Genomic DNA, 26,440 nt, shown 5'->3' on the forward strand with positions numbered 1-26,440 from the left:
TTAAACATTGTAACATAAAACTTAATTCTAAATCTTAATAGATTACAATTTGATATATTTTTACTTTCCTTAAAAATTTTTGATTATAATTGCATGAGATATAAATAGGAAGTATTATGGCTAAAAAGAAAAAAGTATTATTTGAATGTCAACATTGTGGAGAACAATCTACTAAATGGTTGGGTAAATGTCCAAACTGTGGAGGATGGGATAGTTTTGTAGAGCTAAACCAAGAACAACAAGAGGTACTAAAACAAGTATCAAAAGTAAGTACCACTGCTTCTAAAGCAAAAGCAATTACTCAAATTGTTCAAGATGACGTAACAAGATTTAGTTCACATAATGAAGAGTTTGATTTAGTTTTAGGAGGAGGAATTGTACCTGGAAGTTTAACTTTAATTGGAGGAAGCCCAGGAGTTGGTAAATCTACTTTATTACTTAAAGTTGCAGGAAGCATTGCTTTTTCAGGGAAGAAGGTTTTATATGTATCAGGAGAAGAGAGTGCTGGACAAATAAAACTAAGAGCAAATAGACTTGACGCAAATAGCGATAATATGTTTTTATTAAGTGAAATAAAACTTGAAGAAATTCAAGATGAACTACTTAGACAAGATTATGAAGTATGTATTATTGACTCTATTCAAACTATCTACTCTTCAAACCTAACATCAGCCCCAGGCAGTGTAAGTCAAGTTCGTGAGATTACTTTTGAGCTTATGAGAAAAGCAAAAGAATCGGATATTGCTATGTTTATTATTGGTCATATAACAAAAGATGGAAGTATTGCTGGACCTAGAGTACTTGAACACATGGTTGATACTGTTTTATATTTTGAAGGTGAGGCTTCAAAAGAGCTTAGAATGCTAAGAGGTTTTAAAAATAGATTTGGTTCAACTTCTGAAATTGGTATTTTTGAAATGACACAAGAAGGATTAATTAGTGCAAAAGATATAGCTTCAAAGTTTTTTGATAAAACAAAAGCCCAAAGTGGTTCAGCTTTAACTGTATCAATGGAAGGCTCAAGGGCTTTAATACTTGAAGTACAAGCCCTAGTTACAGAATCAACACATCCAAATCCTAAAAGAAGTGCTACAGGTTTTGATGTAAATAGATTAAATATGCTTTTAGCCTTACTTGAGAAGAAAATTGATTTACCATTAAATCATTATGATGTATTTGTAAATATTAGTGGTGGTATCAAAATTAAAGAGAGTTCAGCAGATTTAGCAGTGGTTGCAGCTATCATTTCTTCTTTTAGGGATAGACCTATTTCTAAAGAGTCTGTATTTATTGGAGAAGTTTCACTAACAGGTGAAATCAAAGATGTTTATTCTATGGATATGAGACTTAAAGAAGCACAAGCACAAGGTATAAAAAAAGCTGTAATATCTCAAAAACCAAACCTAAACCTTAAGCTAAAATGTTTTGCTGTAGATGAAGTACCTAAAATGATTGAGTTATTTTAAACTAATTTTTTCTTTTTATCTTTTAATTTGCAAAACTTAGATACAATCGCGCAAATTGAAAGGGAAAAAGATGATTGATATAGAAAACAACTCCTCTTTAGAATTTGATTTATCAAAACTAGAAGAGATAGCTTTATATGTAACTTCAAAAGATATTGAATTAATTATCACAAATAATGAAGAAATTCAAGAATTAAATAATGAACATAGAAATATAGATAAGCCAACTGATGTATTAAGTTTCCCTTTAGAATTTGATATGCCTAATATGCCAGTAGGTTCTATCGTAATTTCAGAAAATTTTGTAAAAAGTAAAGCGAATGAATATAAACATAAAGAAGAAGATGAGTTTTTTCTTCTATTTATTCACGGCTTACTTCACTTAGTTGGATATGATCATGAAGTTGACAATGGCGAGCATAGAAATAAAGAAGAAGAGTTGATTAATAAATTTAATCTACCAAAAAGTTTAATAGTAAGGAATTCATAAATGGATTTTATAATTTTTACAGTAGCAATGGCTGCACTTATTTATGGTGCTGATTTTATAATTGAACAAAGTGAAAAAATTGCACTTCATTATAATATTTCACACTTTGTAATTGGAGCAACATTAATAGCACTTGGAACTTCATTACCTGAAATGGCTGTATCTATGTCTGCTTCATTAAAAGGGAGTGCAGATATTGCCGTTGCCAATGTCATTGGAAGTACAATATTTAATATTGCATTAGTTTTAGGTGCTGTTTTCCTAGTTGCTAAAAAAATAGCTCCAAAAAGAGATTTATTTGCTAAAGATTCAGCATGGATTGTATTCCCTGTATTTGTATTTATTCTAATGGGAATAGATGGAAAACTAAATATGATTGATGGTATTTTATTTTTATTATTAATGGCTGCATATTTAATTTTCTTAATTAGTTCAAATCAAGTAGAAGAAATAGATGAAGAATTAGCAAAAGAAAAATTTGCTTGGGGAAAAACATCTTTTTTACTTATTATAGGATTTGTATTTGTAGTGGGTGGAGCTGATTTTGCTATTGATAGTGCAGGAAATATTGCTAGAAACTTTGGTATTAGTGAATGGATAATTGGTCTTTTCCTAGTTGCCTTTGGTACATCTTTACCAGAGCTTACAATTTCAATAAAATCTGCTATGAATAACAATGCAGACTTAGCAATTGGAAATATTATAGGATCAAATGTTGCTAACTTCACTATGGTTTTAGGTTTGTCTTCTTTATTAAATCCTTTAAATGTAGATTTAAACTTATACTTCTTTGATATTGCAGCAGCAGTAATACTATCACTTATGTTAGTATTTATAACAGCTAATAAACTTTATAATAAAAGTGCAGGAATTGTTTTAATGGTAGTATTAGGATTAGTGATTCAAAATAGTTTAGCATAAGCTAAACTATTTTGCACATTTTGGGCAAAGACCTGATATCACAATATCAGCACTTTGAATTTTAAAATTACTCTTTACAGTAGCTTCTTCTAAAATATTAGAGCTATTTACAACAACATCTTCTATATAACCACAAGATGAACAAACCATGTGAGCATGTTCTTCTTTTACTAACTCATATACTGATTTAGTATTTGGGATTTTAACTTCTGAAAGAAATACCTTTTCAACCATTGCATTTATATTTTTATAAATAGTTGCTAAAGATATTGATGGAAATTTTTCTAATAATTTTTTATATAAATCGTCAATATTCATGTGACCATTTTTATAAAGTTCTTCTACAATTGCTACTCTTTGAGGAGTAACTTTTAAATCATAATCTTTTAATAAAGTAGTATAATTTGTCATAACTTCTCTTCCTTTCGTGAAATAATACAATATATATCATTTAATTTCACATAATCTCATATATAATCTTGAAAAACTATATACTTATTTTCATAAGTTTAATTATAACATAAATTTTATTAAATGAGAATAATTTTCCTTTAAGTTTAGATATACTATAATTTCTTCAACGGAAAAAAATTTTCCATAGAAAATAAATATTAATAATAGGATTGAATTATGAGACAATATGAAACTTACAAATGTAACAAATGTGGTTGTGAAGTAGAAGTACAAGAAACAGGAACAAATGCAAAATTATCTTGCTGTGGTGAAGAAATGGAAATGATTACAGAAAATTTAACAGCAGTAAATTTAATGAAAGCATTTGCAGGAGAGTCACAAGCTAGAAACAAATATGAATTCTTTGCCGAAGTAGCATTCGAGGAAGGCTTACACAAAATTGCAAGATTTTTCCAAGAAGCTGCTGATAATGAAAAATATCATGCAATGGCAGAATTCAAAGCATATAATAAATTAGTTCATAATGTAGAATTAGATTCAACTGCAAAAAATATTCAATATGCTGCAGATGGTGAAAAATATGAGCATGAAGAGATGTACCCTAACTTTGAAGCAATTGCGAAAGAAGAAGGATTAAAAGAAATTGCTAGAATGTTCAAAGCTATAGGAAAAGTTGAAGTTGAACATGAAAATGAATATTTAGAATTAAAACAAGCCTTAATTGATGAAGGATTCTTAGAGTCTGATGTTGAAGAAGAGTGGGTATGTGAAGTTTGTGGACATGTTCATAGAGGGAAAAAACCTCCAGGTGCCTGTCCTTTATGTAGAGTTGAAAAAGAATATTTTAAGAAAAGAAATAAAGACGTGACTAAAGGTTAAGTTTTTTTACAAGTTTAATAACAAATTAAATTTCAGATGTTAGAATAATACAATTTTAAATTTCAAGGAGAAACAAATGAGACAATACGAAAGTTATAAGTGTAGTGTATGTGGAAATGAGGTTGAATTATCTAAAGTTGGGGGAGGAGAACTTCACTGCTGTGGTAAAAAGATGGACTGTATTACAGAGGACTTAACTTCTGTTGTCTTAATGAAAGCATTTGCTGGTGAATCAATGGCTAGAAATAAATATGAGTATTTTGCTAAGATTGCTCAAAAAGAAGGTTATAGAGATATTGCAGAACACTTCCAAAGAGCAGCTAATAATGAGAAAAAACATGCTCAATTAGAACTAAAAGCATACAATGTACTTAACTACGATAAAGAGTTTGGGGATACAGTTGAAAATCTTCAAATTGCTATTGATGGTGAAAGCTATGAAAATGTTACAATGTATCCAGACTTTGCAAAAGTTGCTAAAGATGAAGGTCATAAAGATATTTCAAGAATGCTTGATATGATTGGAAAAATTGAAATTGAACATGAAAATATGTACAAAAGATTAAAAGATAGACTTGAAAGTGGTAAAGAATTTGAAAGTGATGAAGAAGAAGAGTGGATCTGTGAAGTATGTGGTCATGTTCACAGAGGGAAAAAAGCTTTAAAAACATGTCCTGTGTGTAAACATCCACAAGAGTATCAATCAAGATTAAATACTAAAAAATAAGTAAAAAAGAAGCATTTTCTTTTTTGCTTCTTTAATTTTACCTCTTAAATATAATATATTTGATAATATTATAAAAAATATTGGAGTTTATATTTGTTTAGGAGTTTCTTTCTTTTTTTCCTTTTAGTTCTAATAAATTTAAATGCAAAAGATTTTTGTATAGCATCTTATAATGTAGAAAATTTATTTGATTTAAAAAACCAAAAAACCGAGTATAAAGAATACAAACCTTTTTCTAAAAGTAATTGGAATAAAAAAACTTTTCAAAAAAAACTAAACAATACTTTAAGTGTGATTAAAGATATAAATTGTGAAATTATAGCATTACAAGAAATTGAAAATAAAGAACTAATAAGACTTTTACTTAAAAAACTACCTGAATATAAATATTACAGTTTTACAAAGTATAAAAATTCAGCAATTGGTCTTGCTTTTATCTCAAAAATAAAAATTACAGATTCAAAAGATATTAATGTAAAATTTTCAAATAAGACTTTTAGACCAATTTTAGAGACTACTTTTAAAATAAAAAATTATGAATTTAAAGTATTTAATAATCACTGGCCTTCAAAAAGAGTAAAAGAGAGTTTTCGAATAAAATTCGCAAAAAAATTATATAATAGAATAAAAGAACTTCCAAAAGATTATGATTATATATTACTGGGAGACTTTAACTCAAATTACAATGAAGATGAAACTTTTAAATATAATAAACTCAATGATACCTATGGTATTACAGGAATAAATCAAGTTTTAAACACCAAATTAAAAAAAGAGTTTAATACCTATGATGATTTAATGGAAAAAGAAAAAATTTCTCATTATAATCTATGGCTTGATTTGCCAAATCATGAAAGATTTTCAAACAAATTTAGAAATCAAAATCAAACACCTGATAATATCATTTTACCAAAAGCATTATTTGATACAAAAAAAATATCTTATATTCCCTACTCTTTTAAAGTTCTTAAAGCAGATTATTTATACAAAAATAAACAAATTAATAGATGGCAAATGAAAAATAAAATTCATTTAGGATATGGATATTCTGATCATTTACCCATTCTTGCTAAATTTAGTATAAAAGATGAAAATAGAAATTTAATTTCTAAGATAAATTCAAAAGAAAATGAAAATAAAGAAATATTAATCTCAAAATTATATGAAAAAGAGAAAATAAAAGATTCTTTTTTAATTAAAAATGCCATTGTAATCTACAAAAATAAAAATAATGCTATATTAAAACAAAAAAATAATAGAGCAGTATACTTTTATAAAAATGCAGAAAAATTAAAACTTGGGTATATTTATAGTTTAAATATCTTTGAAATAAAAAATTTTTATGGATTAAAAGAAGTAAAAGAATTTAAAGTTTTAAAAGAAGAAAAAAATGATTTTTCTTATAAAAAACTATATTTAAATGCAAAAAATATAGATATTTTCAATCCGACATATCAAAATGAAATAGTTACTAACTTAAAAGGTCTTGTGAAAAAGAATAAATTATATTTTGAAGATAAAGAAATTAAACTTTATTCAAAAAATAAAGACCTATTACCGCCAAATAATTCTAAAATTAAAATTATTTCAGGTCATTTAACAACTTTTAAGGGTAATATTCAAATTAATATTCACAAAAAATCAGATTATAAAGTAGAGTTTTAATGTTAATTAAATCAATTTTTACAAATAGTACAGGTATTTTAACTTCAAGAATTTTAGGTTTTATTAGAGACCTTTTAACAGCTTCAATACTAGGTGCAAATATTTATTCAGATATTTTCTTTGTTGCATTTAAATTACCAAATTTATTTAGAAGAGTTTTCGCAGAAGGAGCTTTTACACAAGCTTTTATTCCAGCTTATGCAAAATCAAAACATAAAATTAGATTTTCATCTATTATATTTTTGCAGCTCTTTGGATTTTTAATAATTCTCTCACTTTTAGTAACTGCTTTTTCCCATTTAGTAGCAAAAGCAATTGCCATAGGTTTTGATGAAAAAACTATTGATTTAGCAGCACCACTTTTTGCTATAAACTTTTACTATTTACCTATGATTTTTGTAGTTACCTTTATGGCTGCTCTACTTCAATATAAAAATCATTTTGCTACAACAGCTTATGCTACAGCACTTTTAAACTTAGGAATGATTGCTGCATTATTAATTTCACAAGATATGGAAAAATATGACATTACTTTTTATTTATCTTATGGGGTTTTAGCAGGAGGATTAATGCAAATAGTAGTTCACTTAATAGCTATTAAAAATCTAAGCTTGTGCAAAATATTTCACTTTAAAAAACATAAGAAAAAAGAAGAAAACAAATTTTATAAAAACTTTTTTTCAGCAACACTAGGTTCTTCAACTGCACATATTTCTGCTTTCTTAGATACTTGGCTTGCTTCATTTTTAGTATCAGGTTCTATTTCTTATCTTTATTATGGAAATAGAGTTTTTCAATTACCTTTAGCTTTATTTGCCATAGCAACATCAATAGCACTATTTCCAATGATAGCAAAAGCCATTAAAAATAAAGATGAAAATAAAGCCTTAAAACTTATGAAAAAATCTTCATTGATTTTATTTGCTTTACTTAGTTTAGCAACCTTAATAGGTATAGTTTTTGATGAGTTTATTATTTGGCTTTTATTTGAGAGAGGTGCTTTTGACAAAGAAGATACAATAAACACAGCTTTAATCTTAACTATGTATCTAATTGGTCTTATTCCTTATGGAATTGCTAAGATTTTTTCACTTTGGTTATATGCAAAAGAACAGCAGTTTTTAGCTGCAAAAATTGCTATGAAAAGTCTAGGTTTCAACATAATATTTTCACTACTTTTAATACAACCTTATGGTGCAGCAGGACTTGCTTTTGCTTCAACACTTAGCGGTTTTATATTATTTGGCTTAACATTAAAAGAGTTTGGTTTTAAAAAATTTTATATTATGTTTAAAAAGCCTATTTAGGTATTAAATTTCTTTTAGATATAATATTATCTTATTTATAAAATTAGGATAATAATGAGAGAGTTTTACAAACACTATTTACCATATATAAAAAACTATAAACTTAAATTCTTTTTTGCAGTAATGGGAATGATAATGGTAGCAGGAGGAACTGCTGGAACTGTTTATATAATCGAACCTTTACTAGATGATATATTTATTAATAAAGACAAAGAGTTATTGTATATAATGCCTTTTATAGTTGTAGGAATTTATGCCATAAAAGGAGTGGGTGGATATATCCAAAAATATTATATTTCATTTATTGGTCAAGATATAGTAAGAATTATTAGAGATAAACTTTTAAAACACATGTTACAACTTGATATGGAATTTTTTCAAAAAAAGCATGGTGGTGAATTAATATCAAGAATTACAAATGATATTAATAGAATTCAACAAGCAGTGTCAAACTTTGTTGCAGATATGATAAGAGAAATTCTAACTATTATTGGATTAGTTGCAGTTGCTATTTATCAAAGTGCAGAACTTGCTTTTTATGGATTAGTAGTACTTCCAATAGCAATTATTCCTTTATCAAAATTAGCAAAAAAGATGAAAAAACTATCTTTTAAATCCCAAGAATCTATTTCAGATATTACATCTCACTTAAGTGAAACTTTTAATAATGTTGAGCTTATAAAAGCTAACTCTACAAATCAAATTGAACTAGATAATTTCAAAAAACACAATTATAATTTTTTTAGAGTTACAATTAATACTGTAAAAACAAATGCTTTAGTATCTCCTATTATGGAAATAATTGGTTCTATTGGATTTGCTGTTGTAATTATAGTAGGAGGGTCACAAGTAATTAGTGGTGAATTAACTACAGGTTCATTTTTATCTTTTACAACTGCCCTATTCTCTTTATACACTCCTATAAAAAGACTTTCATCTTTATATAACCAGATGCAAGATGCAATAGCAGCAGATATAAGAATTAAACAAATATTTGCTCAAAAAGCACAAATAACAAGTGGGAAAAAAGACTTCCCTTCACAAATAAATACTATCGAGTTTAAAGATGTAGAGCTTAAATATGATGATTTTACGGCATTAAGAGATATAAACTTTAAAGTTAATAAAGGTGAAAAGTTTGCCCTTGTTGGAGATAGTGGAGGAGGAAAATCTTCTGTAATTAATCTTTTAATCAGATTTTACGATATTAGCAAAGGTTTTATAAAATATAATAATGAAAATATTCAAGATTTAAATATTCACTCATTAAGAAATAATATCTCAGTTGTTACACAAAGGGTTTATATCTTTAATGATACAGTAGCAGCAAATGTAGCTTACGGTTATGAAATTGATGAACAAAGAGTAATTGAGGCTTTAAAACAAGCACATGCACTTGATTTTATAAATGAACTTGAAAATGGCATTTATACTAAATTAGATGAATCTGGAACAAATTTAAGTGGAGGTCAAAGACAAAGAATTGCCATAGCAAGAGCTTTATATAAACAACCACAGATTTTAATTCTTGATGAAGCCACATCGGCCTTAGATAATGAAAGTGAATCAATTATCTCAGAAGTAATTGACGAAATATCAAAAAATAGAATTACCTTTGTTATAGCCCACAGATTAAGCACAATTAAAAATGCTGATAAAATTGCTGTATTTAAAGATGGGAAAATTATAGCAATTGATAATGAAAAAAACTTATTAAATACTTGTGAAGAGTATCAACGACTATATAATTTAGCAAATATTTAAAAAAATATTTGCTAGAAATACTTTTAAAACCTCATTAAAACTTATATTTAACGATTTTTAGATAAAATATCTAAATTTTAAAAAAGGATTCACTTGTTAAGTTACGACAATATCAAAAAAGTTCTATTCAAGTTTGAGCCAGAAACAGCTCATAATATTGCAGAAGTAGGTTTAAAATTAGTAGGTAGTTGTAAACTATTAAAAAATCCTATGGAAAAAAAGAATTTTATAAGTGATGAAAAACTTACGCAAGAAATCTTTAATGTTAAATTTGTAAACCCCGTTGGTCTTGCTGCTGGTTTTGATAAAAATGCAACAATGATAAAAGCAATGCCAGCAATGGGATTTGGATTTACTGAAATTGGAACAATGACTCCAAGACCACAAGATGGGAATGCAAAACCAAGAATGTTTAGATATCCTGAGCATAAGTCAGTACAAAATGCTATGGGTTTTAATAATAAAGGGGCACACACAGTTTTAAAAAACTTAAAAAAAGTACACCCTTTTGAGATTCCAGTAGGTGTAAATATTGGGAAAAACAAAACTACACCTGAAGAGTTTGCACTAAGCGATTATAAAACACTTATAAAAAAATTTGAAAAAATAAGTGATTATTTAGTAATAAATATTTCAAGTCCAAATACTCCAAATTTAAGAGATTTACAAAATGAAAAATTTATTACTGAACTTTTTACAATGGCAAAAGAGTTAACACAAAAACCGATACTATTAAAAATTGCCCCTGATATGGAAATAGAACAAGCAATTGAATTATCTAATTGTGCTGTAAATGCAGGAGCAGCTGGGATAATTGCTACAAATACAACAATAGATTATAGTTTAGTTCCAAACTGTCAAAATTTTGGTGGCTTAAGTGGTGCTTGTTTAACGCAAAAGTCATACTCTTTATTTAAAGAATTAGCTAAAGCCCTATATGGTAAAACTATTTTAATTTCAGTTGGAGGAATTTCAACAGGACAACAAGCTTATGAAAGAATAAAAGCAGGTGCTTCTTTGGTTCAAGTTTATTCAGGCTTAGTTTTTGATGGTCCTTCAATGGTTAAAAATATCAATGAAGAACTTTTAGAACTTCTAAAAAAAGATGGCTATTCACATATTAGTGAAGCAATTGGCGCAGATTTAAAGTAAAAGGAAAGAAAAATGAGAAGTACATTTAAATTATTACTAATTCATTTTTCATTATTAATTATAATTTCGGGAGAATTAATGAGTAGTAGTTTACCAAAATATTATACAAAAACTTTAGAAAATGGGCTACAAATAGTAGCTATTCCTATGGACAATGGATCAAATGTTGTCTCAACAGATATTTTTTATAAAGTAGGAAGTAGAGATGAAAAAATGGGAAAAAGTGGAATAGCTCACATGCTAGAACACTTAAACTTTAAATCTACTAAAAATTTAAATGCTGGAGAGTTTGATGAAATAGTTAAAGGTTTTGGGGGAGTTAATAATGCTTCAACATCATTTGACTACACTCACTACTATATTAAATCAGCTTCAAAAAATATGGGTAAATCTTTAGATTTATTTGCTGAGCTTATGGAAAACCTTACATTAAAAGATGAAGAATTTCAACCAGAAAGAGATGTAGTTGCAGAGGAAAGAAGATGGAGAACTGATAATAACCCTATGGGATATTTACAATTCAGACTTTTTAATAATGCTTATATTTATCATCCATACCATTGGACACCAATTGGTTTTATGAGTGATATCAAAAACTGGACTATTGAAGACATAAAAGATTTTCATAGTACATATTATCAACCAAAAAACGCAATAGTTGTAGTTGCTGGTGATATTACAAAAGAAGAAGTGTTTAAAGCAGCAAAAAAACACTTTAGCAAAATTAAAAATACTAAAGAAATTCCAAGTACTATTCATACAGTAGAGCCAAAGCAAGATGGAGCAAAAAGAGTTACTATAAATAAAGACTCAGCTGTACAAATGCTTGCAATTGCATACCATTTACCAAATTTTGAACATAAAGATCAAGTTGCTTTATCTGCATTAAGTGAACTTTTAAGTTCAGGTAAAAGCTCTATTTTACAAAAAAGATTAGTAGATGAAAAAAGATTAGTTAACACTATTTATGCCTATAATTTAGAATTAAAAGATCCAGGTCTTTTCTTATTTGTTGCAGTTGCAAATGAAGGGGTAAAAGCTGAAAAAATTGAAAAAGAAATTTTAGCAATAATTGATGAAGTAAAAAAAGGTAAAATCACTAAAAAAGATATTGAAAAAATCAAAATCAATACAAAAGCTGATTTTATTTTCTCATTAGAAAGCTCTTCATCAGTTGCTAATTTATTTGGTTCATATTTAGTAAGAGATAATATAAAGCCTTTATTATCTTATGAAAATGAAGTTGAAAAATTAAGTAAAAAAGATTTAATTAAAGTTGCCAATAAATATTTAATAAAAAATAATTCAACTACAGTAATTTTAAAACAGGAAAAATAGTATGGATTATCATGTAAGCAAAACAAATTTTGGTGAAAAACCTGACTTTGAATACCCAAAACCAATCTTTATTGAAGAGCTCGGAGAAGAAGGCTTAATAAAACTATTTGATGAATTTTATGATTTAATTGTAGATAGTGATATTGGGAACTTCTTCCCACAAGAGGAAGAAGAATTAGAAAAAGTTAAAGCTCATAATGTGAAGTTTTTTATAGAAGCAGCAGGTGGACCTAAGCATTATAGTGAAACTGTAGGACACTTTGATATGGTTAAAGCCCATGAACCATTCTCAATTACAGAAAAAGCAAGAAGAGAATGGCTTGGAACAATGGAAGAAATTCTTAGAAAAACTGATATTTCAGATGAAGCTAAACAAAGCTTCTGGGATTTTTTAGAAAAATTTTCAAAACATACAGTTAATACTCCTGTGAGTGAAGACTTTAAGATTTAGTAGTAGGAAAGGATAAATAATATGGAAATTATTACAGGTGCAATGACGGCACTTATTACCCCATTTAAAAATGGAAAAGTAGATTTAGAAAAATATGAGTCTTTAATTAAAAGACAAATAGAGCAAGGTATGGACGCAGTAGTTCCAGTTGGAACAACAGGAGAGAGTGCTACACTTTCACATCAAGAGCATAAAGATTGTATTTCTGTTGCTGTTGCAGCTTGTAAAGGAACTAATGTAAAAGTTATAGCAGGAGCTGGTTCAAATGCAACTCATGAAGCTTGTGATATTGCAAAACATGCTCAAGATGTAGGAGCACATGGACTATTATCTGTAACTCCTTACTACAACAAGCCAACTCAAGAAGGTTTATATCAGCATTATAAAGCAATTGCTAATTCTGTAGAAATTCCATTTATGCTTTATAATGTGCCAGGGAGAACTGGTGTTGACTTAGAAGCTGATACAGCTATTAGACTATTTGATGATGTATCAAATATCTATGCAATAAAAGAAGCAACTGGTTCACTTGAAAGAACAGTAGAGCTTTTATCAAGAAGAAAAGATTTAGTAGTAGTTTCAGGAGATGATGCAATTGATTTCCCAATGTTAGTAAATGGAGGAAAAGGAATCATTTCTGTAACATCTAACATATTACCAAATTTAAAATCTCAACTAGTTCATAGTGTAGAAGAAGGAAAGTTTAATGTAGCGAGACAAATAAATGAAGATTTATATCCATTAAATAGTGTATTATTCACAGAGAGTAACCCTATTCCAATTAAAGCAGCAATGTATTTAGCAGGATTACTTGATACGTTAGAATATAGACTACCATTAACAGCACCAAGTGCTGAAACAATGAAAAAATTAGAAGAAACTTTAAAATTATATGAGGTAATAAAATAATGAGTAACGAAATGAAAGGTAAAACTTTAGTAATTACAGGTGGTACAAAAGGTATCGGTAAAGAGTGTGTATATAAGTTTGCACAAAATGGAGTAAATGTAGCTTTTACATATAATTCAAATGAACAAATTGCACAAGATATTTGTAAAGATGTAGAAGATAAATTTGGTGTAAAATGTAGATGTTATGCATATAATATCTTAGAACCTGAAACTGCTAAAGAGTTATTTTTAGAAATTGATAATGATTTTGATAGAGTTGACTTCTTTATTTCAAATGCTATGATTTACGGAAGAGCAGTAGTTGGTGGATATGGTAAATTTATGAAATTAAAACCAAGAGGATTAAATAATATTTATACAGCAACTGTAAATGCATTTGTTTGTGGTGCACAACAAGCTGCAAAAAGAATGCAAAAAGTAGGTGGTGGGGCAATTGTTTCATTATCTTCTACAGGTAATCTTGTGTATATTGAAAACTATTCAGGACATGGTACAAATAAAGCAGCTGTTGAAGCTATGGTTAGATATGCAGCAACAGAACTTGGTGAAATGAATATTAGAGTAAATGCAGTTTCTGGTGGTCCAATTGACACAGATGCACTTAAAGCTTTTACAAACTATGAAGAAGTTAAAGCAAAAACTGCTGAATACTCGCCATTAAATAGAATTGGTCAGCCAGAAGATTTAGCTCAATCATGTTACTTTTTATGTACAAATGATGCTTCATGGGTTACAGGTCATACACTAATCGTTGATGGTGGGACTACATTTAAATAATGACAAAAACTTTAAATTTACCAAACGCACTTGCTCTTTTTAGAATAGCATTAGCTCCGCTAATGCTATGGTTTTTAGTAGATAGAGACAATGCAATATTTGAAACATGGCACCCCTCATGGCTTGATTATTTTGCAGGACTTATTTTTGTAATTGCATCTGTTACAGATTTTTTTGATGGTTTTATAGCAAGATCTTGGAACCAAATGACAAAATTAGGTGGAATTTTAGACCCTTTAGCAGATAAAATGCTTATGCTTGCAGGTTTTTTAGGACTTATGGCAATTGATAGAGCAAGTGCATGGGCTGTATTTTTGATTCTTTCAAGAGAGTTTTTTATTACAGGCCTTAGAGTTGTAGCAATTGGTGAAGGAAAAGATGTTGCTTCAACAATGGCAGGTAAAATTAAAACTGTAGTTCAAATGATAGCTATAGGATTTTTAATAATGAACTGGCCTTTTGCAACGGCACTACTTTGGCTAGCTGTTGCCCTTACAATTTACTCTGGATATGAATATACTAGAGATTATTTCAAAAACTAAATAATTAACTGGAGATTATCTTGGGTACTATTACTTTTTTACTTGTATTATCTTTTTTAGTATTTTTTCACGAATTAGGACACTTTTTAGCAGCACGTTATTTTGGTGTTAAAGTTCATGTATTTTCAATTGGTTTTGGAAAACAACTTTTTGCAAAAGAATGGAAAGGTACAGTTTGGCAATTTGCATTAATACCACTTGGTGGATATGTAAGAATGAAAGGTCAAGATGATTCAAAACCAGGCCTTGAAGAGCAAGGAGATGATTCTTATAATAATAAAAAACCATGGCAAAGAATAGTAATACTTTTTGCAGGACCTTTTGCTAACTTTATTTTGGCTGCGGTGTTATACTTTTTTATAGCTGTTTTAGGAGCTAGTGCTTTAGCTCCTCAAGTAGGAACAGTTTTAGATAATTCCCCTGCGAAACAAGCAGGAATTCTAAAAAATGATGAAATATTAAAAATAAATAATTCAGAAGTTAAAACATGGAATGATATTGGAAAAATTATAACATCAACACAAGGTCCTTTAAAGTTTTATATAAAAAGAGAGGGGAAATATTTAGCAAAAACAATTAACCCTTATATTTCTGATTCACAAAATATGTTTAAAGAAAAAATAAAAAAAAGAATGATTGGAATTTCACCATCAGGTAAAATAATCAATCTTGACTTATCTTTTAGTGAATCTTTAGTATTTGCTTATGAAAAAACAATCTTCGCTTCAACTATGATATTCCAAGGCGTTCAAAAACTAATTCAAGGAATAATTCCAAGTTCAGAAATTGGTGGAGTTATTACTATAGGAAAGGTAATTTCAGACGCAAGCGAATCTAGTATAATTGCACTACTTAGTATAACAGCTTTAATATCTGTAAATCTTGGAGTGTTAAATCTTCTTCCTATTCCTGCACTTGATGGAGGACATATTATGTTTAATTTATATGAAATGATTCTTAGAAGAAAGCCAAGTGATCAGGTATTTATGTTTTTAACAATAATGGGTTGGGTGATACTTGCAGGGCTTATGCTTCTTGGTATATATAACGATATAAATAGAATATTTTTAAAAGAATAAAGGCATATTATGGATAAAAAAACAGCTACTAGAAATTTAGATGATATTATTACAAGAGTGGAAGGTGCTAGACTTAGAGTATCTGAACACCATATTGTAAAAGTAATTGGTATTAGTAAATACTCAAGTTCAGATGATGTTGCTACACTTTATGAAGCAGGTCAAAGAGCTTTTGGAGAAAACAAGGTACAAGACTTAAGAGAAAAAAGTGAAAAACTTGATGAACTACCAATTGAATGGCATTTTGTAGGAAGACTTCAAAAAAATAAAATCAATAATCTTATTGATTTAAATCCTGCATTAGTTCAATCAATAGATTCTCTTGAACTAGCACAAGAGTTTAATAAAAAACTAGAAGCTAGAAATAAAAAGATAAATGCCTTACTTCAAATAAACTCAGCAAAAGAAGATACAAAAGCAGGTGTAATGCCAGAGGAAGCTGTATCAACTTATAAAGAGATATTAGATACTTGTCCAAACTTAAAATTAAAAGGTGTTATGAATATTGGAGCTCATGTTGAGGATGAAAAAATTATAAAAGAATCTTTTAAAAGTACTAAAAAAATTTTTGATGAACTAGTACCTTTAGGAGCAAAATATTGTTCTATGGGGATGAGCTCTGACTATGAACTAGCTATTGCTTGTGGTTCAAATATGATCAGAGTTGGTTCAACATTATTTAAAGACTAATTTTAGTCTTTAAATAACTCACATATCTAACTTATTTATTTTACAAACTTTTCTTTCAGAACCATTTTTAAGAATAAAAACAAACCTATCCGTATATAATTTACCTTTAATTTCTACAGTATATGGTATTTTATATTTTTGCATATAATTATCATCTTCACAAGTATAACTAGTCCCTACTTTGATTATTGGTTTTACTTCTGTAAACTCTTCTTCAATTTCTATTTTCTTTTTATCAAAAACAGTAATATCTTTTTCATTAGATATAATTGTTTTTTCATTCTTAAGAGTTTTATCTTCAATATCTATAATAGTATTATCGATATTAGGTTCTTTTAAAGTTGGCACAATATTTTCTTTTGTAATAGGTTCATTTTTTAATGTTTTTTCTTCATTATTTAAAGAAAAAAGTAAAAATAAAGTTAAGATTATATTAACTCCTAATAAAGATATTATTATAAATAGTATTTTTTTTGTCAAGTCCAAATCATTTTTGGTTTGTTTCTTTTTTATTTCTTCTTCAATTAAAGTTAATTTAGTAACAATATTTTCATTTCTTTCATATTCTGTTAAAAGATTTTGTCTATTTAATTCATGCATTTGCGCTAAAATATTTTGGTATATTTCTTTATCTGACAATATTTTTCCCCTCGCTTTTTATTAAATTATTATCTTTTATTGATTTAATTAATTTTTCCCAATCTATTAAATTTATATTTCTATTTAATATTTTTTCAAAAGTTTTTATATTCCAATAAAGAAAATCTCTTGGATTAATATGTTTATCTAAAAACCTAATCTCATAATGTAAATGAGGACCATTACTTCTTCCTGTATTACCAGATAATCCAATAATGTCTCCTTTTTTTATGATATCTCCTTCTTCAACAAAAACATCATCTAAATGAGCATATAGAGTTTGAAATCCATAATTATGTATTATTTTAATCATTTTCCCATATCCACCAGGATCATAGTTTCTCACTAGTAAAACTATACCATTAGCTGTTGAGTGAATATTAGTTCCTATTTTTGCTCTTAAATCCACTCCTGAGTGAAGCTTATTTGTTTTTAAAATAGGATGAATCCGATATCCATACTCAGAAGTAATGAAAACCTTTTTTAAAGGTGAAGAACTAGGAATAGAAGATAAAATATACTTTTTATCCTTATTAGTAAGTTCTTCATTCATATAAATTTTGGGAGATAAAGATAAATCTAATCCAATATCTAATAAATTTTGTAAATCTGATAATTGAGTATTCAATTGTTCAATTTCATTTATTCTATTATTTATTTGGATTTTGTATACATTGTTTTTTATTTCTATATCTTTTTTTAAATCCAAAATATTTAAATTTAAATAAAAGATATATGAAAAAGACACTACAAGAAATATCAAAAATATGATAATAATATTTTTATTTAAATTGTTTTTTGACTTAATTTCCAAAATATAGCTTTTAAATAATATAAAAGACTATTAAATAGTCTTTTATATTTATTTCTTTAAATCATCCATAGATACTATTAAGTTTTTCCCTGCAATTTTTCCATATCTATCGCCAATCTTTGACGTATAAATCTTTTCAATTCTAATTCTATCTCCTTTAAGATAAAAAGAATTCTTAAGTCTACTATCATCAATTATAGTGTTTTTTCCTAGTCTATATTGAAATGTTTCAATTTTAGAAGGTATAATTCTATAATATGTAAATTTTACTTTTTTTACTTTTTTCTTTTTAACTTCAACATCATAAGAATAAGATTCTTTATTGTTATTTTTTGTTAAAACTTCTTCTTTTTCAACAGGTACATCTTCTTTTTCTACTTTATTTTGAGCTGCACATCCAATAAAAAGCATAGATAAAACACTAATTAATACTAAATTTTTTCTCATATACATTCCTTTTTTGTTTATTTTAATAAAAATCTTTTTCTAATTTGTTTTTTTTCATCTTGGAACTTAATATAAATAGAAGTTATCTTATATATTTTAAAACCAAATAAACTATCATCTTCTTTATATAAATTATTTCTAAATGATAATTGTCCATTTTTATACGTAAATTCTTTTACATACTTTTGAATATCATCAAGAGAGTTCAACTTTATCTCGTCTTGTTTGTTTGAATTAGTCATAAGTATATTTAACTTTTCTTCAACACTGTACTCTATATCTGAATCTTCATTGAGTTTAGTTTTTTCATCATTATTAACTTCTTCTTTTTGATCTACTTCATTTAATATTGATTTTTCTAATTCAATATTTTCATTATTTTGATTAACTTCATTTATTTTAATATCTTCATCTATTTTAATATCTTCATTTAATTTATCATCAATTTTTTCTTCATTTATTATTGAAGTTTTTTCTAAATCAATTTTCTTTGTCTCTTGCTTCACAGATTTTTCTTCTTTTGAATTCTCAAGAACTTCTATATTTTCTTCTATTATATTATTTTGTGTTTTTTCTTCAAGGTCTTTCGATATATTTGCGTTGGCGATATTTTTATCAGCTTCCAACTTAGGTGTTTCTACCTCATTAGTAGTATTTGTAAGATATATAATTAAAGCAATAATCAATAAAAACCCAAGTAAATAAACTAAATATATTTTGATTTTAGTTAAATCAAATTTCGTTTTTTCTTCATCCTTTAAGGAATTTTTAATACTATCTTCTTCTACTTCTGAGTCATTAATATATGTTTCAACTGTATCAGAATTTATTACTTTTTCTTTCACATTTATTATGTCATAAATATTTAACAATTCTTCATTGTCATCAAGTTCTTTTAGAAGTTTATTTATTATTTCACTATCACTACTAATATACTCATTTTTTTTTATTTGATTTAATATATTTATTAATTCTTCATCATGACTTATTTCATACTTATTTAATAGATAATTAGCTGATATTTCGTTATTTTCATCATTTAAAATTTCTTGATATATTTTATTATAGTTTTCAAAATTCACTTTATATAACCCTTCTATATAATTGTCATAATTATTACAAAATAATTGTTAAACTTAGTTTAAAACAACTTTAGTATAATGCATAAAAATAATTATATTAGGTATGCAACAATGAATTTATTCATGTTAAATAAAAATCTTTTGAATGCTTTAGAAAATAAATTTATAATTTTTGGAGCAGGATATAAAGGAGGTATTGGAAAATCAGTAATTTCTTTAGGTCTTGCAAAAGAATTAAATGCCCCATATATTACAAACGATCAAGGTTCTGCTATATCTGGCGCAATAAAGTTTTATGAACATACATATTTAACTTATGATTTTGAGATAGATGAAAAGATTAAAAATTCTAAAATTGTAATTATTGATCTAGCAGGATGTTTTTTTATTGATAAAACAATTCTAAAACTTATTAAAAAATCAAATTTAATAATACTACCAACAGGGGAAAATCCTTATTTAGATCATGCTGGGTGTCTTATAACAGCAGATAATTTATATGACTTAAATAATAATTTGCTTTTTATTACAACAGGTGTAGAAAATAATATTTTAAAAGAAAATATGTTTGCTTTCAATAAAACCAAAATGCAATATCCAAGCTTTGAAAAACTAAAGGTTTTAGGATTATCAAAATGTAATGAAATAATAAATTTATCATTAGGTAAAAAAAGAAGTTATCTTAGAACTTATCTATCACTTTCTGAAGAAAAAAAGACAGAATATAAACCTTTTATAAAAGACTGGTCAAATATAGTCAAAGAAGTAAAACAAAGAATTGATAATCATAAAAACTAAAAGTTTTATGATTATCTAAATTTACTTTCTTTTTCTTATACAATAAAATCCTATATCATAATGTTGATATGAAGGATTATTATAAAATGTTGAGTAATCCCCAAATACTCTAAAATAAGATGAATCTGAAAAATCCCAAGAACCACCTTTTAAATAATTAAATTCATTTTCTTCAAGAGAAGAAGTCCAAACCCAAACATTACCAGCAATATCACTTACACCAAATTTACTATCTCCTTGAGGAAACATCCCAATTTCAGAAGTCTTATTTAATTGTGTGATAGCATTATTACAATAGTTTGGATTCCAATTATTTCCCCAGGGATAAATTCTATTTTCACTTCCTGCTTTTGCCACATATTCCCATTGTTCTTTTGTTGGAATTTGATAAGTATATTCTTGATCGATATCACTTAAATATTTACAAAATGCCTCTGCTTCATAATAAGTTACATACACCACAGGTTGTAAGTCCTTGTTGAAATTCTCTTTTAATAGTTGTTCTTTATATTTCTTTTGAAAAAACTCAGATTCTTTTTCAAGCATTTTTTCATATTTTTCATCAAGAGTATTTATTTTATTGTTCATAAGCCATACATTAGCAGCAATACTTTTCCAATACTTAGAATTATTATATCCTTCTGCTAAAATAAATTCCTTAAACCATTTGTTTGTAACCACATATTTACTCATTTCAAAATCTTGATTTGGTATTTGAATAAATTCTTTTGGTTTTACTTCGAAATCTTTATGTGTGATTATTGCATTTTCAAGAAAATCTGATTTATACAAAGTAGATGCTTTGGGTTCTATATTCTTATAGATATTATTTAATTGTAAGAATTCATAAGTATTTATTCTTAGTTGTTTATTCTCTAACCAATATTTACCTTGTTCTGTATTAAAAATCCTTTTCAATATATTAAAATACTTTTCTATAATTTCAATTATATATTTATTATCAGAATCAACTAAACTTAGAGGTATTGACTCTTTAATAAAAGTTTCATTTCGTAAAGAACCAACTAAGTATTTAATCAAGTTATCATTTTTTATTAGCTCTAAATGAAGTTCTTTAAATAATTCATCTATAGTACATGAAATTGAAAATAAAGAGAATATTTCTTCTGTTTTTGATTTATCTTGATTATTTAATCTTATATAAATTTCACTAGAAACTTTTATTCTATTTATTAATCTAATAATTAACCTTGGTGTCAATTTATTTAAAGAAGATATAGAATTAATCACATTTTTTATACTATCTTCCAAAACAAAACTATTTCCATTCTTAGAAGATATATTTTCTAGTAAGGTATTTATTTTACCTTCAAAACTTGGTAAAATAAAAGGAAGTTGCACTAATTTATCCAAATAATCTTTACTATTTGAAATATTTGACTTTAAACTTGTTTCAAGAATATTTCTATCTGCTGCAAATATAAAAGAAAAGCCTTTAAGGTCCAAAATCAAATTTATACTTTCAAAAATTTTAAAAGTATTCTGTGATTTACATTTATCTAAATTGTCAATATAAACTATAATTCTAAATTTTTCTTTTTCTAAAATTTTTTCTAAACCTCTTAATAATTCATAAATTTCAAAATATGTGCTTTGATTTATTATATGCCTATTTATATCATCATCAATATTTTTATATTCTATATTGGCAACATCTATTTTAGATTCGTCACTTATATTACTTACTGCTGTTTTAGTATATTTTATATATTCTAAAATACTTAATATTAAGTCTTCATCATGTTCAAATCTTACTTTTTTTATATTTTTTTCAATTACATTAAGTAAAGATAATAAAGGTTTATTATCATTCTCAAATTTCCATGTATCATAAAATATATTGATTGTATTGCTTGACTTTTTATTTACTTCGATTTCTCTCATAAGAAAATTTAATAAAGAAGTTTTACCTCTACCCCACTCTCCATATATTCCAATAGTAAAAGGTGTTGGAGTTTGAAGTATTGCTTCTGATAAAACTTGTGCATATACATCAAAATTTAAACTATCGTCTTTAATCTGTGATATTGCAGAATCATTAATCAAATTCAACTTATTTATTTTTTCATTTGTTAACATTTAATACCTTAATAAGTTTATTTATTTTTATATTACATGTATTGTTAAGGAAGTTTATACTTAATACTTCAACTAAACCTATTAAGTAACGAATTGCTAATATTTGTGTATTCAAACTCAATTGACCTTTTTTAATTATGTAAGCTTATAAGATACTGTCCTATCATTCCTCCACTAGAAGTGGATAAAGAAAACCAAAGACTTAAGAAAAGTGAAGCTATTGTTATGATTTTCCACTTAATTCTCCACCAGCCCTTCTTTTTATTAAACTCTTTTATATATTTTTCACTTTTATCATATGTTTGAGTAAATATAATATCTGTTGCGTACGCTAATATTGCACTTATACTTATAACATATACAAAAACATCTTCAAAAGTAGGAAATAAAAGATATTTAATTATATGATATATACCCATATAGAAAAAGAGTATAACTGATGTGGCAAAGCCATGTCCTATAATTGTTCCTAAACCTAATGATGGATTTTCTGTAACTTTTTTTGTTCTTTTAAGTGCAACATCCAGAGGATCATCATTATCTTCAGTTACATAATACTTACGAATTGAAGGTATTTTATTTACAAAAAAATAAAATACCTTGATTATAGGCATTACTAAATATATGCTCCCATTAGCAAAGCTTATAGCTCCTCTATAAAAAAAGTAATATATTATATTATAAAAATATTCTATTTGTTTCATTGAAATTTCTTTTTAGTTTTAGTATAGTGAATAATCATTTAATATTGTATTCCCTTTTACTTCTTGTATTAGTTCAATTCCTTCACTTCCTATTTCTGAAAGAGCCCAACCTACAATTCCTCCAACTATTGTAAAGGTACCAAGAGTTAATAATATTCCTGCGCTAGCCGGAAGTAATGCAACAGCAATAATACCAGTAGCTGTTCCCCCAGCAAACCCTAAAGCAGTACTTCCTATTTGTTTTTCTGTATGCTGTCCAATTCCATCTATAAATGATGAAGTCTTAATCCCTTGACTTTCAAGTTCTATTTTATCTTGATCAAGAGCTGAATTAATTTGTACTGCACCAATAACCACACTAATAACAAATGTTCCATTGCTAATTCTACCTGCCCACTTAGACATACTATAAGTCTTCACATATTGATTACCATGCCAACCACTTTCATAGTGTTTTATATGGATACCTTTTGTATCTTTTAAGGCAAAGGTTCCATCAACATATTCCATACCTGTTGCTAATCCTCCAAGACCATTATTAATATTACCAAGGGTATTTACAATATTATCCATACTTGTACTAGCTACTGCCTGATTATTTTCATCAAAAAATATTATATCATTACCTTGCTGTTTAGCAGTAAGTTCTGTTTGGACCTGTCTTGTATTTGGGTTAGTTATATAGGCTTTTTTTATATATGTTTGATAATGAACTAGTCCTATTGTATTCATATCATCTGTTTCTAATAAAGATTGATAATTCTCTTTATTTATTTCACCTTTTAAAGTTAACTTTTCTTCTTTTATAAAGCCTCTGATACTTGGAGAAAGTCTATCTATAAGTTGTTTAAGTTTTTCATCACTTTTGGGTCTTAATGTTATAGGTGTAATAGCTTGTCCATTTTCATCAAATGTCACATCAAATTGTGTTATATTTTGATTATCTTTCAAAAATTCAAATATAGAATCTTTAACTAATATTTTTATAGTAGCTGTACTTCCTCTTGTTCCCTTAGCTACAACATTAATTTTAGTTCCCAAAGGAATCATTGTTCCATTAAGTTTAATCTTATTTAATTCTTTCTCTTTATCTTCTTGAGGGATAATTAATTTTTGTTGTGGATATATTAGATTTGGATTTAATATTTTATTTATTGAAGCTATTTCTTGATATGTTGTATTATATTGCTGTGCTATAGAAGATAGGTTTTCACCTTTTTTTACCTCATGTATTTGTAATTTTTTTGGTTCATCATAAGAAAAATATAAAGCTTTAATTTTTTCAGGCTCAATTTCAATCATAACTTCTTCATTATACTCTCTAGTTATCTCTCCATCATCATCTGTATCTATCCATCCTGATACATACTTTACACTTAATGGCTCAATATCTAACTCTTCTGATAGATTTTTAGTAGTAAACTTCGTTTCTACTTTTCCTATTTTATTTCCACTATCTTTTAATACTTTCTCTTTATAATCTTTTTTTGCTAATTCTTTTTTATCTTTATTAAGTAATTTTAATACAACTCTTACTTTTTTTCCTATTTCTACATTTATTGTTCTTGTAGAAATAATTATTTTTTCTTCTAGAGTGTATTTATCCACGTTTTGCCTTTAAATCTGTGATAATCTTAGCTTTCTCATCATAACTCATTTTTGCATTTGCAGCATCTTCTGGTTTGCCTTCTATATATGCTGTGAAGTTTATCTCATATACTTTTTCTTCTTTCAAATTATGGTTTATAACTTTTCTACCATTATATTTACTCTCTTCTCTTCCTTCTACTGTCCATCTTATAAGTGAAAGCTCTTCTTCTCTTGGTTCTTCTATATTTAATTTTGCTGTACACTCTCCCTCTTCTTGTGAGGTATGTATTGGTATTATATCTTCTACTTCTAAGTATCTTTTTAGTTCACTTTGAGCATATCCCTCTTTTTCTGAGTTTACAACATAACAATGGGCATGTCCATACTTATATCTATTCTCTTTATTTAGTTTTACACTCATTTCTAGACCATTTATTGTTATGTTATCTTCTGTTGGATTATCTAGTAAAATATCTTTATCTGTTTGATCATTATTTTTTATAAACACCCATTGCAGTTGTGTTTCTTGCCCTTTTGTTAATTGAGTTGTTTTTACCCATGCATCATTCTCATATCTTTCTACTTCTGCTGTATATGTTAGAACTTCTTCTATTTCATTTTGTTTTGTGATACTTGGAATTAGCTTTAATACTCTTACTTTATTATAAAGTGGTTTTGGTATTTCTGGTTTTTCTACTTCTTGTGCACTTACTCCACCATTACCAGATGATGTATCTATAGTCCCTGCTTTTAGGTGTATTCCTCCTGTATCTACAGTTAATACATTTCCTCCACATTTTAAGCTAATCCCATTACTTGCTACTATTTCAACTTTATCTGCTGTTTGTTTTATTGTTTTTGCTTTTATATGATATGCTTTTTGCACATCTAGTCTATAGTTTTTTGCTATTTGTGTAAATAAATTTTGTAAATACTTTTTCTTTACATCTTTTTCTACAAATGTTGTTTTATTCCCTTTTACTCTTTGAGCATAGTTTTTTTCTACTATTGTTTTTAAATCTTCTTTGACTATTGTATTTAAATCTTTTAATACATGTAATTCATAATCTTCCAAAACAGAAGTAAGTTTTTCTTTCTGTATCGTCGAAATATGATTATACTTTACATTCTCATTTAAATCTTTCCCTACTGTTAAATTTGAATTCTCTTGTATCGTCTCCTCTTTATCTTTCTGTACTATGGTCTTTGAATTATTCTCTATTTGTATATTCTGATTATTTAAAGCATGGAAATTTAAATCTCTTTGTGCTCTTATTGATACTCTCTCTTCTCCTCTTTTATCTTCAAATAATAACTCGTTATACCCTTTTGTCTCCTCATATTGTGGCATTGAATTTGTTCTTATATAACTTTGTGTTTTATTCTCTGGCAAGTTATATGCCTTCTTATTCTCCCCATTATGCAAACTTCCTATTATTATAGGACAATCTGGATCCCCATTTATAAATCCTACTATTACTTCTTGATTTACTCTTGGTATAAATTGACTCCCATATCCATTCCCTGATTGTATATTTGATACTCTTAGGTATGTTGATGTTATTTGATTCTCTTCAAATGCAAACAGTACTCTTATTCTTCCTTCTTCATCTACATCTATACTATTATCATAATCTTTTGTATTTGAATTCCCATTTGATACTTTTGCTGTTAATATTGAGTTTATTCTTGG

General features: G+C 27.0%; 26 protein-coding genes. 17 read left to right on the plus strand and 9 right to left on the minus strand.

Features of this window, described 5'->3' with window-relative positions; genetic code table 11:
* Positions 1-116 precede the first annotated feature (116 nt).
* The 3 genes from radA to ACH5BK_RS03840 all read left to right on the plus strand — a co-directional run bounded on the left by radA (position 117) and on the right by ACH5BK_RS03840 (position 2,877).
* Positions 117-1,466 (plus strand): DNA repair protein RadA, encoded by a 1,350-nt coding sequence (gene radA, locus ACH5BK_RS03830; protein WP_404304591.1) that lies wholly within the window; start codon positions 117-119, stop codon positions 1,464-1,466.
* Between the two features lie 70 nt (positions 1,467-1,536).
* Positions 1,537-1,956, plus strand: coding sequence for an rRNA maturation RNase YbeY (ybeY, locus tag ACH5BK_RS03835; RefSeq protein WP_404304593.1), 420 nt, complete (start codon positions 1,537-1,539; stop codon positions 1,954-1,956).
* Positions 1,957-2,877, plus strand: a complete 921-nt coding sequence (locus ACH5BK_RS03840; protein WP_404304594.1) for a calcium/sodium antiporter — start codon at positions 1,957-1,959, stop codon at positions 2,875-2,877.
* Between the two features lie 6 nt (positions 2,878-2,883).
* Here ACH5BK_RS03840 and ACH5BK_RS03845 read toward each other — a convergent pair whose 3' ends face one another.
* Positions 2,884-3,288 (minus strand): Fur family transcriptional regulator, encoded by a 405-nt coding sequence (locus tag ACH5BK_RS03845; RefSeq protein WP_404304596.1) that lies wholly within the window; start codon positions 3,286-3,288, stop codon positions 2,884-2,886.
* A 219-nt stretch (positions 3,289-3,507) separates the two neighbouring features.
* Here ACH5BK_RS03845 and ACH5BK_RS03850 point away from each other — a divergent pair, with 219 nt between their 5' ends.
* From ACH5BK_RS03850 to ACH5BK_RS03910, 13 genes are all read left to right on the plus strand, one after another.
* Positions 3,508-4,170, plus strand: coding sequence for a ferritin family protein (locus tag ACH5BK_RS03850; RefSeq protein WP_404304598.1), 663 nt, complete (start codon positions 3,508-3,510; stop codon positions 4,168-4,170).
* A gap of 76 nt (positions 4,171-4,246) precedes the next feature.
* A complete protein-coding gene (locus ACH5BK_RS03855; protein ID WP_404304600.1) occupies positions 4,247-4,897 on the plus strand; it encodes a ferritin family protein in 651 nt (216 codons plus the stop codon).
* Positions 4,898-4,990: 93 nt separating this feature from the next.
* On the plus strand, positions 4,991-6,562 hold the full coding sequence (locus ACH5BK_RS03860; RefSeq protein WP_404304602.1) for an endonuclease/exonuclease/phosphatase family protein: 1,572 nt from the start codon (positions 4,991-4,993) through the stop codon (positions 6,560-6,562).
* Complete coding sequence (gene murJ / locus ACH5BK_RS03865) at positions 6,562-7,869, plus strand: murein biosynthesis integral membrane protein MurJ (protein ID WP_404304604.1); 1,308 nt, start codon at positions 6,562-6,564, stop codon at positions 7,867-7,869. Before ACH5BK_RS03860 ends, murJ begins: the two co-directional genes overlap by 1 nt.
* 54 nt (positions 7,870-7,923) lie before the next feature.
* Positions 7,924-9,633, plus strand: coding sequence for an ABC transporter ATP-binding protein (locus ACH5BK_RS03870; RefSeq protein ID WP_404304606.1), 1,710 nt, complete (start codon positions 7,924-7,926; stop codon positions 9,631-9,633).
* 93 nt (positions 9,634-9,726) lie between these two features.
* The gene (locus tag ACH5BK_RS03875) at positions 9,727-10,785 is read left to right on the plus strand and encodes a quinone-dependent dihydroorotate dehydrogenase (protein ID WP_404304608.1); all 1,059 of its coding nucleotides are present in this window, start codon (positions 9,727-9,729) and stop codon (positions 10,783-10,785) included.
* Positions 10,786-10,797: 12 nt separating this feature from the next.
* A complete protein-coding gene (locus tag ACH5BK_RS03880; protein WP_404304610.1) occupies positions 10,798-12,123 on the plus strand; it encodes a M16 family metallopeptidase in 1,326 nt (441 codons plus the stop codon).
* A gap of 1 nt (position 12,124) precedes the next feature.
* Positions 12,125-12,574, plus strand: coding sequence for a globin (locus ACH5BK_RS03885; protein ID WP_404304612.1), 450 nt, complete (start codon positions 12,125-12,127; stop codon positions 12,572-12,574).
* Positions 12,575-12,595: 21 nt separating this feature from the next.
* Entirely contained in the window at positions 12,596-13,483 is an 888-nt protein-coding gene (dapA, locus tag ACH5BK_RS03890) for a 4-hydroxy-tetrahydrodipicolinate synthase (protein WP_404304614.1), read from the plus strand.
* A complete protein-coding gene (locus ACH5BK_RS03895) occupies positions 13,483-14,262 on the plus strand; it encodes an enoyl-ACP reductase (RefSeq protein ID WP_404304616.1) in 780 nt (259 codons plus the stop codon). Before dapA ends, ACH5BK_RS03895 begins: the two co-directional genes overlap by 1 nt.
* The gene (gene pgsA, locus ACH5BK_RS03900) at positions 14,262-14,804 is read left to right on the plus strand and encodes a CDP-diacylglycerol--glycerol-3-phosphate 3-phosphatidyltransferase (RefSeq protein ID WP_404304618.1); all 543 of its coding nucleotides are present in this window, start codon (positions 14,262-14,264) and stop codon (positions 14,802-14,804) included. Before ACH5BK_RS03895 ends, pgsA begins: the two co-directional genes overlap by 1 nt.
* A gap of 20 nt (positions 14,805-14,824) precedes the next feature.
* Positions 14,825-15,883: an RIP metalloprotease RseP gene (gene rseP, locus ACH5BK_RS03905; protein WP_404304620.1), complete on the plus strand. Its 1,059-nt coding sequence runs from the start codon at positions 14,825-14,827 to the stop codon at positions 15,881-15,883.
* Between the two features lie 9 nt (positions 15,884-15,892).
* The gene (locus ACH5BK_RS03910; protein ID WP_404304622.1) at positions 15,893-16,573 is read left to right on the plus strand and encodes a YggS family pyridoxal phosphate-dependent enzyme; all 681 of its coding nucleotides are present in this window, start codon (positions 15,893-15,895) and stop codon (positions 16,571-16,573) included.
* An 18-nt stretch (positions 16,574-16,591) separates the two neighbouring features.
* Here the strand turns inward: ACH5BK_RS03910 and ACH5BK_RS03915 are convergent, their stop codons facing one another.
* Genes ACH5BK_RS03915 through ACH5BK_RS03930 form a run of 4 tightly spaced genes read right to left on the minus strand, consistent with a single transcriptional unit; the run spans position 16,592 to position 19,555 of the window.
* Entirely contained in the window at positions 16,592-17,212 is a 621-nt protein-coding gene (locus ACH5BK_RS03915; protein ID WP_404304624.1) for a hypothetical protein, read from the minus strand.
* The gene (locus ACH5BK_RS03920) at positions 17,202-18,026 is read right to left on the minus strand and encodes a M23 family metallopeptidase (RefSeq protein ID WP_404304626.1); all 825 of its coding nucleotides are present in this window, start codon (positions 18,024-18,026) and stop codon (positions 17,202-17,204) included. Before ACH5BK_RS03920 ends, ACH5BK_RS03915 begins: the two co-directional genes overlap by 11 nt.
* 48 nt (positions 18,027-18,074) lie before the next feature.
* The gene (locus ACH5BK_RS03925) at positions 18,075-18,473 is read right to left on the minus strand and encodes a hypothetical protein (protein WP_404304628.1); all 399 of its coding nucleotides are present in this window, start codon (positions 18,471-18,473) and stop codon (positions 18,075-18,077) included.
* 17 nt (positions 18,474-18,490) lie between these two features.
* The gene (locus ACH5BK_RS03930) at positions 18,491-19,555 is read right to left on the minus strand and encodes a hypothetical protein (RefSeq protein ID WP_404304630.1); all 1,065 of its coding nucleotides are present in this window, start codon (positions 19,553-19,555) and stop codon (positions 18,491-18,493) included.
* Between the two features lie 111 nt (positions 19,556-19,666).
* On the opposite strand from ACH5BK_RS03930, the gene ACH5BK_RS03935 reads away from it, so the two are divergent.
* Positions 19,667-20,353: a hypothetical protein gene (locus tag ACH5BK_RS03935; protein ID WP_404304632.1), complete on the plus strand. Its 687-nt coding sequence runs from the start codon at positions 19,667-19,669 to the stop codon at positions 20,351-20,353.
* A gap of 21 nt (positions 20,354-20,374) precedes the next feature.
* On the opposite strand, the gene ACH5BK_RS03940 is transcribed toward ACH5BK_RS03935, so the two are convergent.
* The 4 genes from ACH5BK_RS03940 to ACH5BK_RS03955 form a co-directional block, all read right to left on the minus strand.
* Positions 20,375-22,453 (minus strand): P-loop NTPase fold protein, encoded by a 2,079-nt coding sequence (locus tag ACH5BK_RS03940; protein WP_404304634.1) that lies wholly within the window; start codon positions 22,451-22,453, stop codon positions 20,375-20,377.
* Between the two features lie 131 nt (positions 22,454-22,584).
* A complete protein-coding gene (locus tag ACH5BK_RS03945; protein ID WP_404304636.1) occupies positions 22,585-23,157 on the minus strand; it encodes a hypothetical protein in 573 nt (190 codons plus the stop codon).
* 18 nt (positions 23,158-23,175) lie between these two features.
* Entirely contained in the window at positions 23,176-24,765 is a 1,590-nt protein-coding gene (locus tag ACH5BK_RS03950; RefSeq protein WP_404304638.1) for a LysM peptidoglycan-binding domain-containing protein, read from the minus strand.
* A partial coding sequence (locus tag ACH5BK_RS03955; protein WP_404304640.1) for a type VI secretion system Vgr family protein occupies positions 24,758-26,440 on the minus strand: 1,683 nt, incomplete at its 5' end. The genes ACH5BK_RS03955 and ACH5BK_RS03950, both read right to left, overlap by 8 nt.

Origin of the sequence: Arcobacter sp. YIC-80 (assembly GCF_044841725.1) — a bacterium.
Classification (GTDB): Bacteria; Campylobacterota; Campylobacteria; order Campylobacterales; family Arcobacteraceae; genus Arcobacter_B.